This is a genomic window from Variovorax sp. GW821-FHT09B05 (assembly GCF_059418265.1).
In genome coordinates this window covers 105,671-119,790 of record NZ_JBWKPN010000001.1, presented here as the reverse complement: position 1 = coordinate 119,790, position 14,120 = coordinate 105,671, and the positions used below count along the sequence as shown (strand labels likewise).

Genomic DNA, 14,120 nt, shown 5'->3' with positions numbered 1-14,120 from the left:
GCCTGTTCCTTCATGCCGCGTCCTGGCCGCGCGTGGCGTCCAGTCCCAGGGCCCGTGCCAGCGCCTCGGCGCCGAAGTTGAGTCCCACCACCAAGGTGGAGATGAAGACCGCCGGCGCCAGCACCAGCCAGGGTGCGAACGCGAGCTGGCTCACGCCCTCGGCCACCATCAGCCCCCAGTCGGGCGTGGGCGGCGAGATGCCCATGCCCAGGAAGGACAGCGAGCTCAGCAGCAGGATCGCGTGCGACATGCGGATCGCGAACTCGACGTAGACCACGTCGAGCGTGTTGGGCAGCAGCTCGCGCAGGATGATCGACACCGTGCCCTCGCCGCGCAGCTGCGCGGCCTTCACGTAGCCCAGTTGCACCTGCGTCAGCGCCTGCGCCCGCACGATGCGGATCACGCCCGGGAAGTACACCATCCCGATGAGCACGATCAGCACCGGCAGCGATTCGCCGAAGCCGACCGCGAACAGCGCGACGAACAGGATGCCCGGCAGCGCCAGCTTGAGGTCGACGATGCGCATCATCACGTCGTCGAACAGCCCGCCGAGGTAGGCGGCCGTCACGCCGAGGATGCTGCCGACGCTGACCGCGACGACCACGCCCGTGAAGGCGGCCAGCAGCGCCGTGCGTCCGCCCCACAGCAGGCGCGACAGGTAGTCGCGGCCCAGCACGTCGGTGCCGAGCCAGAACTCGGCGCTCGGCGGCTCGGCGCGGCCGCCGTTGAGCGACATCGGGTCGTAGGGCGCGATCCAGGGCGCGGCCAGCGCGACGGCCAGGTGCAGCACGACGATGCCGATGCCGAACAGGGCCACGGGCCGCAGCAGCGCGTGGTGGTTGATCTTGAACATCATGATTCAGCGGCTCCTGGCGCGGGGGTCGAGGGCGGCCACCGCGAGGTCGGCCAGCAGGTTCATCGAGACGACGGCCAGGGCCGCCAGCAGGCTGATGGCCTGCACGATCGGCACCTCGCGCTTGTCGACGGCCTGCAGCAGGATCATTCCGAGCCCGGGGTAGCCGAACACCTTCTCGACCACCACGATGCCGCTGAGCAGGCCGGCCACGTAGAGCGCGGCCGAGTTGAGCGCCGGGATCACCGAGGCCGGCAATGCATGGCGCAGGATCAGCCGCAGCTCGCCCAGGCCGGTGAAGCGGGCGCGCTCGACGTAGTCGCTGGCCAGCGACTCGATCAGCCCGGTGCGAATCAGCTGCACCAGGTGGGCGATGGAGCCGAACACGATGGTCGCGACCGGCAGCACCGACACGGCCAGCAGCGCGGACGGCGGCGCGTCGGCGAAGGCCAGGATCACGGCCGGGAAGACCGGGATCCAGATCGCGAACACCAGCACCAGCAGGTTGCCCGAGGCGAACTCGGGGATCGAGTAGCCGATCACCGCGCCCATCGAGGCCAGCGTGTCGGGCAGCCGGCCGCGCCAGAAGGCCGCGACGATGCCCAGCAGCAGCGACACCGGAATGGCCACCAGAGCCGTCACGGCCGCGAGCAGCAGCGAGTTCTTCACCGGCTCGCGGATGATCTCGACCACCGGCGTGCCGCCGAGGATGGTCTTGCCGAAATCGCCGCGCATGGCGCCCGTGAGCCATTCGAAGTAGCGCACCGGCGCCGGCCGGTCGAGGCCGAGGTCGTGGCGCTTTCGCGCCAGGTCCTCGGGATTCATCATCGCGATCTCGTCGGCCGTGAGGCTGACTTCGAGCGCGTCGCCGGGCAGCACCTCGGTCGCGACGAACACCAGCATCGAGGCCAGCAGCAGGGTCAGCGCGTAGAGGCCCACGCGCCGCAGGAAGGTCATGAGCATGATGGGTCGCCGTTCGCGCGCGGGTCGGTGAAGGAGATGCGGGGCCGGCTCACGATTTCCAGACCTCGTCGAAGCGCATCGACCAGAACTGCGAGTGGTTGCGCAGGTCGTGCACGTTGGGCTTGTGGATCAGCAGGTTGCGCCGTCCGCCCGCGGACAGGATCGGCACCTCGTCGCGCAGGATCTCCTGCATGCGCACGTAGTTCGCGCGCCGCTTCTCGGTGGAAGGCTCGGCCAGCGACTTCTGGTAGAGCGCCATGTACTCGTCGCAGCCCGCGCCGCGCCAGTAGCCGCTCTCGTTGTTGTCGGGCCGCAGCCGGTACAGGCTCACGCCGGGATTGCGCGGGCCGGCCGGCGTGTAGGCGAAGCGGTGCTTGCGCGTCTTCTCGGCATCCTCGACGCGCCACTGGCGGTAGCCGTCGCTCGGCCGCTGCTCGATCGGCAGCACGATGCCGGCCTCCTTGACCGATTCGGCCAGCACCTGGAACACGCGCGGCACCTCGGGCCAGGTGGGCGCGAAGTAGAAGGTCGGCAGCTTCACGCCGTTGGGATGGCCGGCCTCGGCCAGCAACGCGCGTGCGCGCGCCACGTCGTGCATGCGCTGCAGCGGCTGGAAGGCGGCATTGGCCGGCGTCAGGTGCGAGTCGTTGCCGACCCAGCCGGCCTTCTTGCCGTAGACGATGCGGATGATCTTCTCGCGGTCGGCCGCCAGCGCCAGGGCCTGCCGCACGCGCTTGTCGTCGAGCGGCGAGCCCGCCACCTTGGGGATCACCATCAGCGCCTGGTCGCCGCTGCTCGACAGGCTGTACTTGAGGTCGGGCGTGCGCTCGAGGTCGGGCAGCAGGCCGGGGTCGACGCCGATCACGGCATCGAACAGGCCGCCGCGGAATCCGTTCAGCGCGCCTTCCATGCGGCCGGGCGAGCTCACGACCTCGAGGCGGTCGAGGTAGGGGAAGCCGGCGCGCCAGTACTTCTCGTTGCGCTCCAGGATGATGCGGCGCTTGGGATCGAGGCTCGCGATCCGGAACGGCCCGGTGCCGATGCCCGAAAGGCCGATCGCGTCCTTCTCGGCGGCCGGCATGATCATCAGGTGGTATTCGGCGAGCACGTAGGGGAACTCGCTGTTCGGCGCGTCCAGCGTCATGCGCACCTTCCTGCCGACCTTCTCGACCTTGACGATCTGCTTGGCGTAGCCGGTCGCTGTCTGGTGGAAGCGGTAGGACGACACCACGTCGTCGGCCGTCATCTCGCGGCCGTCGTGGAACAGCACGCCCTCGCGCAGCGTGATGTCCCAGACCTTGAGGTCGGCGCTCGGCTCCCAGGCCGTGGCGAGCTCGGGCTGCACCTCGAGGTTCTCGTCGACCCAGGTCAGCGCGTTGTAGGCGCTGCGGTTGTTGAGGTCGAGCCAATGCTGCGGATGGCGGCCGGTGCGCGCATCGCCCATCCGGTTGTTCGGGTAGGTGTTGGTGTAGACGAAGGTGCCGCCGCGCTTGGGGGCCGCGTGGGCCGCCTGCGGAAAGAGCAGCTCGCCGAGCGAGAGCGCGGCGCCGGCGCCGGCGCCCGTCAGCAATCGGCGGCGCATGGCGTCGATCAGGCAGTTGTCGTTGGGGTTCATCGTGTCTCCTGGCAGTCATCGGGCGCCTGGTCGGCGCTCTTCGGTTCGCGCCGCCTCGCATCGCATGTCGATGCGAGGCGGCGCGCCGTTCAATCCATTGTCGGTGGGCTCACCATGGCAGCGAGAGCGTCTTGCAGTTGGTGAACGACTTGATCGCCTCCTGCACCCCTTCCTTGTAGCCAAGGCCCGAGTCCTTGATGCCGCCGAAGGGCGTGAGCTCGATCCGGTAGCCCGGCACCTCCCAGAGGTTGACGGTGCCGACCTTGAGCTCCTTCGCGAAGCGCATCACGTCGTCCATGCGGTTGGTGCAGATGCCCGACGAGAGGCCGAAGGCGGTGCCGTTCGACATCGCGATGGCTTCGTCGATGTTGGCGAAGCGCAGGATCGGCGACACCGGGCCGAAGGTCTCCTCGCGCACCACGGTCATCTCGGGGCGCACCCGGTCGAGCACCGTCGGCGCGTACAGCGCGCCCTCGCGCTCGTTGCCGGCCAGCAGCCGCGCGCCCTGCGCGACCGCCTCGTCCACCACCGCCTGGAAGCGGCGGGCCGCGGCCTCGTCGATCACCGTGCCCATGTCGTTGCCCGCGTCCATCGGATCGCCGAACTTCCAGGCGCGGGTCTTGGCCACCACGCGCTCGGTGAACGCCGCGGCCACCTTCTCGTGCACCAGCATGCGCTTGACGGCGGTGCAGCGCTGGCCCGAGTTCTTGTAGGAACCCTGCACGGCGAGGTCGCTGGCGCGGTCGAGGTCGGCGTCGTCCATCACGATCAGCGGATCGTTGCCGCCGAGCTCGAGCACGATGCGCCGGTAGCCGGCCTTGTTCGCGATGTACTTGCCGATCTCGACGCCGCCGGTGAAGGTGATCAGTTCCACGTGCCGATGCGTCAGCATCTCGTCGGCGATCTCGCGCGGGTCGCCCGTGATCACCTGCAGCATCTCGGGCGGCAGGCCGGCCTCGTAGAGCAGGTCCGCGAAGTACAGCGCCGACAGCGGCACCTTCTCCGAGGGCTTGAGCACCATGCGGTTGTTGGTCGCGACCGAGGGCACCACCTTGTGCGCCACCTGGTTCATCGGGTGGTTGAAGGGCGTGATGGCGGTGATCACGCCCAGCAGCGGCTCGCGCGTGGTGATCACCTTGCGCTGCTTGCCGTGCGGCGTGAGGTCGCACGAGAACACCTGGCCGTCGTCGCGCAGCGCCTCGTTGGCACCGAAGTTCAGCACGTCGGCCACGCGGCCGATCTCGTAGATGCTGTCCTTCTTCGACAGGCCCGACTCGCTGGTGATCAGCGTGGAGGCCTCGTCGGTGCGCGCGCGCAGCAGCAGCGCGGCGCGGTTGAGGATCGCGGAGCGCTCGTAGCGCGACAGGCGCGGCACGTAGGCGTGCGCGATCTCGTAGGCGCGCCGCACGTCCTCCAGCGTGGCCATGGCGACGGTGCCCACCGTCTCGCCGCTGTAGGGGTTGCGCACGGCGATCGTGCGCGGCGTGTGGACCTTCTCGCCGCCGATGCGCAGCGCCTCCACGCGGATGTCCTGTCTCTCGAGAATGGCGTTCATGCCGCCTCCTTCTGTGGGGTGCCGATGAAGTTCTTGCCGCGCGCGCCGGTCAGCGCATGCGCAACCATCCGGTCGGCCTGCTCGCTCGACACGCCGTAGTCCGAAAAATGCGTCTTGACGCCCAGGCGCTCGATGAAGTCCGAGAGCCGTTGCGGTGCGCGGTCCAGCGGGCCGAGCGCGCGCTCGAGCACCGCGTCGCGGCCGGCGTCCTGCCCGATCGCGCGCCGCAGCACCATCGGCAGCGGGAACGAACAGGCGATGCCGTGCGGCAGGCCGTAGCGCAGGGTCATCTCGTAGGAGATGGAATGCGCGAGCGCGGTGCGGGTGTTCGAGAAGGCCATGCCGGCCTGCAGCGCGGCCAGCGCCATGCGGGCGCGCAGCTCGAGGTCGCCGAGCTTGTCCATCAGCAGCGGCAGGGTCTCGAAGATCTGCTGCACCGCCGCGACCGCGAAGGTGTCGGACAGCGCATTCGCATTCACGTTCCAGATGGACTCGAGCGCATGCGACAGCGCGTCGAGGCCGCTCTGCAGCGTCACCGAGGCCGGCAGCGAGAGCATCAGCTCGGGGTCGACGATCGCGATGCTGGGCCAGGTCTCGGGAAGGTGCAGCGAATGCTTGCGCTGCGCCTCGCGGTCCCAGATCGTGGCCCAGGGCGTGACCTCGCTGCCGGTGCCGGCAGTCGTCGGCACCGCGATCAGCGTCTTCACGCGCGCCGGCACGAAGGGCCCGCCCGCGGCCAGGGCCGCCACCAGGTCGTCGAAGCGGCCGCTTTGCGTGCCGACCATCAGCGCCTTGGCGGTGTCGATCGCGCTGCCGCCGCCGACCGCGACCAGCACCTCGGCCTGCTGCGCATCGCTCCAGAACGCCTCGTAGAGCGCCCGCAGTTCAGCCACGTCGGGGTTCGGCAGCACCGCGTCGATCACGCCGGCCAGGCCGTCGCCGAGCAAGGCCTGCAGCCGGTCGACGAGCCCGAAGCGGCGCGCCTCCGGAAAGGTCACGACCACGGCCTTGCGGCCGGCCAGCAGCTTCGGCAGGGACGACAAGGCCCCTGCCCCGTACACGCTGCGCACGGGATTGAAGAATTCCTGGGACATCTGGATCGCTTCAGTGGGCGGCGCCCGCGTGGTTCAGGGCTAGGTCGAAGACGTCGAAGTTGCGCAGCCGGCGGCGCGGGTCGACGCCCTGCAGCGCGCGGTTGAACAGCAGCGGCACCTTCTGCTCCGAGACGCCGCCGTGCGAGCGCAGCGGCACCGTGAGGCCGCTGAGGTCGTGCCGCGCCGCGCTGGTGCCCAGCACCGTCAGGTGGTCGCCGACCACCACCAGGTCGCCGATGCGGTCGCCCGCGAGCTCGAACTGCCGCACCGCCTGGTCGCGCGTGAGCACCTGCTCCACGCCGGGCAGGCCGGCCAGCGCCTCGTGCACCTGCTCCAGCGGCGCGCGGTTCACGTACACCGTCGCGAACGAGCCGAGCGCGCCGTGGTGCACCACGTAGGGATCGGTGATCGGCAGGATCACGCGCGTGCTGGCTTCGCCGAGCCGCGCATCGAGTTCCTGCTGCAGGTAGAGCACGCGTGGATTGCCGGCCGCGTCGGTCTTGGGGCTCATGCCGTGGTCGGCCGTGAGGCCGATCACCGCGCCCAGTGCGTCGAGGCGCGAGAGGTAGCCGTCCATCATCGCGTAGAAGGCGTTGGCCTCGGGCGTGCCGGGCGCGCACTTGTGCTGCACGTAGTCGGTGGTCGAGAGATACATCAGGTCGGGCTTGCGCGTCTCGAGCAGGCGCACCCCGGCGGCGAAGACGAACTCGCTGAGGTCGGCGCTGTAGACCGAGGGCACGGGCTTGCCGACCAGTTCGAGCACGCGGTCAATGCCGCATTCGGCGACGGTCGCCTTGTCGGCCTTCTCGGCCGAGAAGCAGATGCCGCGCAGGCCGTGGCCGAGCATGGTGCGCAGCTTGTCCTTGGCGGTCACGGCCGCCACCAGCGCGCCGGCATCGGAGAAGGCCGACAGCAGCGTGGGCGCGCGCAGGTACTCGGGGTCGTTCATCATGACCTCCTTGTCCGCCGCCACGTCGTAGAAGAAGTTGCCGCAGATGCCGTGCACCGAGGGCGGCACGCCGGTCACGATCGACACGTTGTTCGGGTTCGTGAAGCTCGGCACCACGCAGTCGCCGATCAGCGAGCTGCCCTGCTTGAGCATGCGCTGCAGGAACGGCGCCGCGCCGGCCTGGATGGCCTGCGTGATGTAGTCGGGCTCGCAGCCATCGACGCACACCACGACCACCGGCGCGCGCGGCTTCGCGTAATGCCGTCCATTGGCCAGGACGGTCTCGGCTTGAAATGTCATCGGGAAGCTCCTTTGGAAATCAGTGCGTTGTCTCGGAGACCTTGTCGTCTCTCGTTGGGTGCACTGTCCGCTCGAAGCTTCTATTCGTCCAATTCAAGTTTTTCGGGCAATGTATTGAACAGAGCTATACATGGCCCGGGAAAGTACAGAGGCGCCGCTCCGTACGCTCCCCTCAGGCGGCCGTGAGCCGCGGCGCCTTGCGATGCCGCGTCGCCGTCTCGTAGTCGTGTGCCAGCGCGAGCAGGGTCGCCTCGCTCCACAGCGGCCCGACGAACAGCAGCCCGAACGGCGCGCCCGAGGCGTAGTAGCCCGCGGGCACCGTCACGCCCGGCAGGCCCGCGATGTTGAGCTCGCCCACCGTGGTCTCCTGGATCGTGCCGCCGCGCGTGACCGGCAGCTCCTCGCGCATCTGCGGGAACACCAGCGCGTCGAGCTTCTCGCGCGCGAACACCGCGTCGACGATGCGCAGGTAGGCCTCCTTGAGCGCGATGAAGTCCGACAGGTCGGGCGGCGTGCCCGGCGACTTGAGCGCGGCCGCGAACTGCGGCAGGTTGTGCAGGTAGCTCAGCACGCCGCCGGGCGCGAAGGCGGATTCCTTCTCGGTCGCCTTCGCGAAATCGGCGAAGGACTTGAGCGCCGCATCGGGGCCCAGCCGCTCGAGGTACTTCTGCAGGTCGTAGGGCACCGACTCCATGCCGCGCGCATCGAAGTTCGTGAGCGGCAGCGTGGGCTGGCGCAGCTGCGCGAAGCCGGTGCCGGCGAAGGGATCGTCGACCAGCACCGCGCCGCGCTGCACGAGCTCCTTCGCGGCACGCGCATAGAGCTCGCTCGCCTCGGCCGACAGCGGCTGGGAGCGCCAGCCCGGGCCGTACAGGCCGATGCGCGCACCCGCGAGGCTGCGGCTGCCGAACTGCGCGGTGTAGCCGCCCACCGGCTTCTTGCCGACGCCGGCCAAGGTCTTCGGATCTTCGGGCGAGTAGCCCGCGAGCACGTCGAGGCACAGCGCCGCGTCCTTCACGGTGCGCGCGATCGGGCCCACCACGTCGCGGTTGCCCGACAGCGGCATCACGCCGGCATTGGGCACCAGGCCGATGGTGGGCTTGATGCCGACCAGGTCCTGCGCCGAGGCCGGGTTCTGGATCGAGCCGCCGGTCTCCTCGGCCAGGCCCAGCACGGCCATGCTGGCGCCGACCGCGGTGGCCGTGCCCGCGCTGCTGCCGCCGGGCACGCGATCGGGCAGCACCACGTTGAGCGTGGGGCCGGCCCAGCTGTCGTCGGCATGCGTGCCGGTGTGGCTCAGCACCGGCACGTTGGTCTTGCCGAGGATGACGGCGCCGGCCGCGCGCATGCGCGCCACCACGGGCGCGTCGGTGGCGGGCATCAGGTCGACGCCGCCGCTCTTGCCGTGCAGCAGCGACCAGCCGGCCGTGGTCGGGAAGCCGACCATGTCCATCGGGTCCTTGACGACCACGGGCACGCCCGCGAGCGGGCCGAGCGCCTCGCCGGCCGCGCGCCGACGGTCGATGGCACGCGCATCGTCGATGGCCTCGTCGTTGAGGAAGATGATGGCGTTGTAGCGCCCGTTCCAGGTCTCGATCTGCGCAAGGCAGGCGCGCGCGAGCGACTCGGCCGTGAAACTGCCGTTGCGAAAGCCTTCCTGCACGGTGTCGACGGTCAGCGTGGCGAGGTCGATGGTGGGGGGGGTCTGGCTCATGGCGAAGAAACTCCTCGTGAATGCGGTGGATGAAGAGGGAGACAAAAAGGGGAAGTCAGAAGGTCATGTGGCGATCGATGATCTCGTCGCTCAGCTGCTCGATGGGACCGCTCTCGACGATGGTTCCCTTCTCGAACATGGCGAAGCCGCTGGCCACGCGGCGCACGAAGTCGATGTTCTGCTCGACCAGCACCATCGTCAGCCCGAGCTCGCGGTTCATGCGCGCGATCGCGGCCTCGATCTCCTGCACCACCGAGGGCTGGATGCCCTCGTTAGGTTCGTCGAGCAGCATCACGCTGGGTTGCGCCGCGAGGGCGCGCGCCAATGCGAGCTGCTGCTGCTGGCCGCCCGACAGCACGCCGCCGGGCCGGTCGAGGTTGGCCGCCAGGTACGGGAACAGCTCGAGCGCCAGCGGCGGGATCGCGCGCGGCCCGCGGCCCGAGAAGGCGCCCATCAGGATGTTCTGGCGCACGCTGAAGTCCGGGATGATCTCGCGCCCCTGCGGCACGTAGGCGATGCCGCCGCGCGCGCGCAGGTGCGTGGGCAGCCCGTCGATGCGCAGGCCGTCGAGTTCGATGCGGCCCGTGGCGCGCACCATGCTGCCCATCAGGGTGCGCAGCAGCGTGGTCTTGCCCATGCCGTTGCGCCCGAGGATGGCGGTGATCTTCCCTTTCGGGATGGAGAGGCTCACGTCCTGCAGCGCGTGGCTGCGGCCGTAGTAGCTGTCGACGTTGGCGAGTGTCAGCATGGCATTCCGATCGCGTGGGAGATTCCGTGGGAGCCCAGGTAGGCCTGCCGGACGCGCGCATCGCGCTCGATCTCGGCGACGCTGCCCTCGGCCAGCACGCGGCCCAGGTGCAGCACGGTGATGCGCTCGGCGATGTCGCGCACGAAGGCCATGTCGTGCTCCACCACCAGGATGGTGTGGCGCCCGCGCAGGCTCTTGAGGATCTGCGCGGTCTTGCGCGTCTCGCCGGCCGTCATGCCGGCCGTGGGTTCGTCGAGCAGGATCACCTTCGGCTGCTGCGCGATCAAGAGGCCCAGCTCCAGCCACTGCGTCTGGCCGTGGCTCAGGTCGCCGGCCTGCTGTTGCTGCACCTCCTCGAGGCCGGCCAGGGCCAGGATCTCGTCGACGCGGCGGTCGGTCTCGCGCCCGAAGCCCCAGCGCAGGTTGCGCAGGATCGAGGGCTCGCGGCTCGCGGCCACGCAGAGGTTGTGGCGCACCGTGAGCTCGCGGAACACGCTCGGGATCTGGAACTTGCGGCCGATGCCCGCGCGCGCGATCCGGTACTCGGGCCAGTTCGTGAGGTCGCGGCCGTGCAACTCGACCCGGCCCTCGGTGCTGCGCGTCTTGCCCGAGATCAGGTCCATCAGCGTGGTCTTGCCGGCGCCGTTGGCGCCCAGCAGCACGCGCAGCTCGCCCTCGGCCACGCGCAGCGACACGCCGTCCACCGCCTTGAAGCCGCCGAAGCTCACGCCCAGCGCATGCAGTTCGAGTGCGATGTCGCTCATGGCACACCTCCGCCAGCACGGCGCTGACCGATGCGCTCGAGCAGGTCGTGCGCCCAGCCGGCCATGCCCTTGGGCAGGTACAGCACCACCAGCACGAAGGTCAGCCCCACGATCACGCGCCAGGCCTCGACCAGCGACTGGGTCTCGCTCGCCGTGGCCTCGAGCATGTTGATCAGGATCGCGCCGATGCACGCGCCCAGCAGCGAGGCGCGCCCGCCCACCGCGGCCCACACCACCATGGTGATCGAGAAGCTCAGGTCCATGAAGGTGGGCGAGGCGAACTCGGCCACCACCACGTAGAGCATCCCGGCCACCGCGGCGATGGCCGCCGACATCGCGAAGAAGAAGGTCTGGTAGTGCGCCACGTCGAAACCCAGGTAGCGCGCGCGCTGCGGATCGCCCGAGGTGGCGCGCAGGATCACGCCGGCGCGCGTGGCGAGCAGCGCGCGCGCACCGACCAGCACCACGGCGAGCACGCCCGCGACCAGGTAGTAGGTCGACACGCCGTAGGGATCGAGCTCGTGCCCCGCGATGCGCAGCCAGGCCAGGTCCGACAGCCCGTTGAAGCCGTTGGTGATCGGCTGCGCGTCGACCAGCAGCAGGCGCACCAGCAGCACCAGGGCCAGCGTGACGATCGAGACGAACACGCCCGCGATGCGCTTGCGGAACAGCAGCGCGCCGAGCACGAAGGCCATCAGCGCCGGCAGCAGCAGACCCATGGCGAGGCCGAACCCCTGCGACTGGAACGGCTGCCACAGGAAGGCGCCCGGGTTGATGCAGCACAGGTCGACGGTGGCGCCGGGCTGCGCGTTCGACAGCATGAAGTCCGGCACCGGGTTGGCACCGCCATGCTGCAGGCTGGAGGGGCTGGCCATCTTCAGCGACATGGCCAGCATGTAGGCGCCGAGGCCGAAGAACAGCCCCTGCCCCAGGTTGAGGATGCCGGCATAGCCCCAGCTCATGGCGACGGCGATGCCGAGCATGCCGAACACCAGGTACTTGGCGAGCCGGTTGAGCCAGAAGCCGTCGAGCACCAGCGGTGCCAGCGCGACCAGGGCCAGGAAGATTGCGTAGGCGGCGAAGGTCGCGCGCCGGTCCAGAGGAGTGCCCATGCCGCTCACCGCCCCTTGAACGAGAACAGGCCCTGCGGCCGCACCACGATCAGCAGGATCACCAGGCCGAACACCACCGCGCGCGCGAGGATGTCGTTGCTGACCGCCGCCACCACGCCCGTGACCTCGCCGAGGCCGATCGAGGTGACGACCGCGCCGAGCAAGCTGCCGACGCCGCCCGAGACCACCACCAGGAAGCTGTCGACCACCAGGGCCGTGCCCATGTCGGGCGAGACGGTCTTGAAGCCCGCCACCAGCACGCCGGTGATGCCGGCCAGGCCGGCGCCGAAGGCGAAGGTCCAGGCGTTGACGCGCTGCACGTCGATGCCGCAGGCCGCGGCCATGCGCGGGTTGCGGATGATGGCGCGTACCTGCATGCCGATGCGCGTGCGGTAGAGCAGCAGCCAGGTCGCGAAGGTCAGCACCACGGTGCAGGCCACGATGAAGGCGCGGTAGGCATTGATCGGCGTGTCGCCGACCATCACCGCGCCCTGCAGCACGGCGGGGATCGGCATGTTCTGCAGCCCCGGTCCCAGCCCTTCGATGTGGATGCCGAAGAAGGCCAGGCCGCCTTCGAGCCGCACCGCCTGCTGCACCAGGATCGCCACGCCCCAGGTGGCGAGCAGCGTGTCGCCGAGGCGGCCGTAGAGGCGCCGCACCACGCAGCGTTCGATCAGCAGGCCCAGCGCGGCCGCGACCACGAAGGCGATCGGGATCGCGGCGAACAGCCCGAGCCCGAGCCAGATCTGCGCCAGCACCGCGGCATAGGCGCCGACCATGATCATCTCGCCGTGCGCCATGTTCACCACGCCCATCGCGCCGTAGATGATGACCAGGCCGAGCGCGGCCAGCAGAAGAATCGAGCCCATGCTGAGCCCGATCAGGAGTACGTCCAACATCGGAAGTCTTTCTCTCGAGGGTGACTGCGGGCGCGGCACATGCCGCCGCGCCCGCGGACGGCTGTTCAGGCCTTTTTTAGGCCTTCACCGGCGCGGCGCCGTTGCGCTTGCAGATCAGGTTGGCGTCGGTCTCGCCATAGGCGAAGTAAGGCAGCGGCCGCACCGGCTGCGGGCTGGCGTCGACCACCTTGCTCTGGCCGTCGGCCTGCCACTGGCCGATGCGCGGCGTGACCCAGGCATGCAGGCTCTCGGGATCGATGCGCACCTTGCCGCCGGGCGCGTCGTAGCTCTGGCCGCCGATGTGGGCGCGGATGGCGTCGGCCGTGGTGGCCTTGCCGGCCTCCACCGCCTGCTTCCAGAGGAAGACCTGGAAGTAGGCGGCCTCGAGCGAGTGGTAGGTCACGGCCTTGGGGTCGTTGACGAACTTGCGGTAGCGCTCGATGAAGGACTTGTTGGCCGGCGTGTCGATCGACATGAAGTACGGCACCGAGGTGTAGCTGCCGGCCGCGTACTCGCCGCCCATGGCAGCGATCTCGATCTCGCTGATCACGGTGGCGCAGATCGGCACCGCGGCCTGCGACATGCCCTGGTTCTTGTACTCGCGGTAGAAGGCCACGAGCGAATCGCCCACCACGTGCGAGAGCACCACGTCGGCGCCCGACTCCTTGATCTTGCGCACCACCGAGGCCCATTCCGAATGGCCGAGCTCGAGGTACTCGTCGGCCACCCACTTGGCGCCCGACTGCTCGATCAGCTTCTTGCTGACCTTCGACATCTCGCGCGGATAGACGTAGTTGGAGCCGACGATGAAGAACTTCTTCTTGCCGAGCTTCTCGACGATCCACGGCACGTAGTTGGCCAGCTGCTGGTTGGCGACCGCGCCGCTGTAGACCACGTTCTTCGAACACTCGAAGCCTTCGTAGTGGGTTTGATAGAACAGCATCGCGTTGCGGCGCTCGAACACCGGCAGCACCGCCTTGCGGCTGGCCGAGGTGTGGCAGCCGAACACGGTCTCGATGCGGTCGCGCGTGATCAGCTTCGAGGCCTTCTCGTTGAAGGTCTTCGGGTCGGAGGCGCCGTCCTCGAGCACCACCTCGACCTGGCGGCCCATCACGCCGCCCGCGGCGTTGATCTCGGCCACGGCCATGCGCACGCCGTTGGCGAGCATCTTCTCGACGATCGACAGACCGCCGGTCTGCGAATAGAGCGCGCCGACCTTGATGGTGTCGGCCGCGTAGGCGCTGCGCATCAGCGCGGGCGACGAGAGGGCAGCCGCGGAAGCAGCCGAGGAAACGAGGAAGTGGCGACGGTTGGTTGTCAACATGATGGGACCTCAGGACGTGACGCAGCGACCATGCGCTGACGAATGGTTGAAGAGCTCGATGGGTGGAACCAGCCGACAGCACTGTCGGGCGCAGGCGAAAAAAAACCCACAACGCGGTGGGGACCGCGGCGTGGGCTTCATTGCCAGGTGGACCGGAGAACACACATGGTTCCCGATGCCGGCTGCATCGGCGCCTGACGAATCAAGGGGATGCAGCCACCGAGCCGGAG

The 14,120-nt window shown here is 69.3% G+C and carries 12 protein-coding genes; all 12 read right to left on the bottom strand.

All coding sequences use genetic code 11. From position 1 onward, the window contains the following. Positions 1-10 precede the first annotated feature (10 nt). The 12 genes from AC07RM_RS00545 to AC07RM_RS00490 all read right to left on the bottom strand — a co-directional run bounded on the left by AC07RM_RS00545 (position 11) and on the right by AC07RM_RS00490 (position 13,890). Complete coding sequence (locus AC07RM_RS00545; protein ID WP_057591920.1) at positions 11-856, bottom strand: ABC transporter permease; 846 nt, start codon at positions 854-856, stop codon at positions 11-13. 3 nt (positions 857-859) lie between these two features. Beyond that, on the bottom strand, positions 860-1,816 hold the full coding sequence (locus AC07RM_RS00540; RefSeq protein ID WP_093346069.1) for an ABC transporter permease: 957 nt from the start codon (positions 1,814-1,816) through the stop codon (positions 860-862). A gap of 49 nt (positions 1,817-1,865) precedes the next feature. Beyond that, on the bottom strand, positions 1,866-3,431 hold the full coding sequence (locus AC07RM_RS00535; protein WP_495332173.1) for an ABC transporter substrate-binding protein: 1,566 nt from the start codon (positions 3,429-3,431) through the stop codon (positions 1,866-1,868). 109 nt (positions 3,432-3,540) lie between these two features. Further along, a complete protein-coding gene (phnY, locus tag AC07RM_RS00530; RefSeq protein ID WP_495332171.1) occupies positions 3,541-4,986 on the bottom strand; it encodes a phosphonoacetaldehyde dehydrogenase in 1,446 nt (481 codons plus the stop codon). Further along, complete coding sequence (gene psrA, locus AC07RM_RS00525; protein WP_495332168.1) at positions 4,983-6,080, bottom strand: iron-containing alcohol dehydrogenase PsrA; 1,098 nt, start codon at positions 6,078-6,080, stop codon at positions 4,983-4,985. Before psrA ends, phnY begins: the two co-directional genes overlap by 4 nt. A 10-nt stretch (positions 6,081-6,090) precedes the next feature. Beyond that, positions 6,091-7,329 carry a phosphonoacetate hydrolase gene (gene phnA, locus AC07RM_RS00520; protein WP_495332166.1) on the bottom strand — a complete coding sequence of 413 codons (1,239 nt, stop codon included), beginning with the start codon at positions 7,327-7,329 and terminating at the stop codon, positions 6,091-6,093. 172 nt (positions 7,330-7,501) lie between these two features. Continuing rightward, complete coding sequence (locus AC07RM_RS00515) at positions 7,502-9,043, bottom strand: amidase (RefSeq protein ID WP_495332164.1); 1,542 nt, start codon at positions 9,041-9,043, stop codon at positions 7,502-7,504. Positions 9,044-9,098: 55 nt separating this feature from the next. Beyond that, complete coding sequence (locus AC07RM_RS00510; protein ID WP_203207381.1) at positions 9,099-9,791, bottom strand: ATP-binding cassette domain-containing protein; 693 nt, start codon at positions 9,789-9,791, stop codon at positions 9,099-9,101. After that, a complete protein-coding gene (gene urtD / locus AC07RM_RS00505; protein ID WP_495332161.1) occupies positions 9,785-10,555 on the bottom strand; it encodes an urea ABC transporter ATP-binding protein UrtD in 771 nt (256 codons plus the stop codon). The genes AC07RM_RS00510 and urtD overlap by 7 nt, the downstream gene beginning before the upstream one ends. Continuing rightward, a complete protein-coding gene (gene urtC, locus AC07RM_RS00500) occupies positions 10,552-11,667 on the bottom strand; it encodes an urea ABC transporter permease subunit UrtC (protein ID WP_495332159.1) in 1,116 nt (371 codons plus the stop codon). Before urtC ends, urtD begins: the two co-directional genes overlap by 4 nt. 5 nt (positions 11,668-11,672) lie before the next feature. After that, positions 11,673-12,566: an urea ABC transporter permease subunit UrtB gene (gene urtB / locus AC07RM_RS00495; protein WP_057591911.1), complete on the bottom strand. Its 894-nt coding sequence runs from the start codon at positions 12,564-12,566 to the stop codon at positions 11,673-11,675. A gap of 76 nt (positions 12,567-12,642) precedes the next feature. Next, the gene (locus AC07RM_RS00490) at positions 12,643-13,890 is read right to left on the bottom strand and encodes a transporter substrate-binding domain-containing protein (RefSeq protein WP_261210604.1); all 1,248 of its coding nucleotides are present in this window, start codon (positions 13,888-13,890) and stop codon (positions 12,643-12,645) included. Positions 13,891-14,120 lie beyond the last annotated feature (230 nt).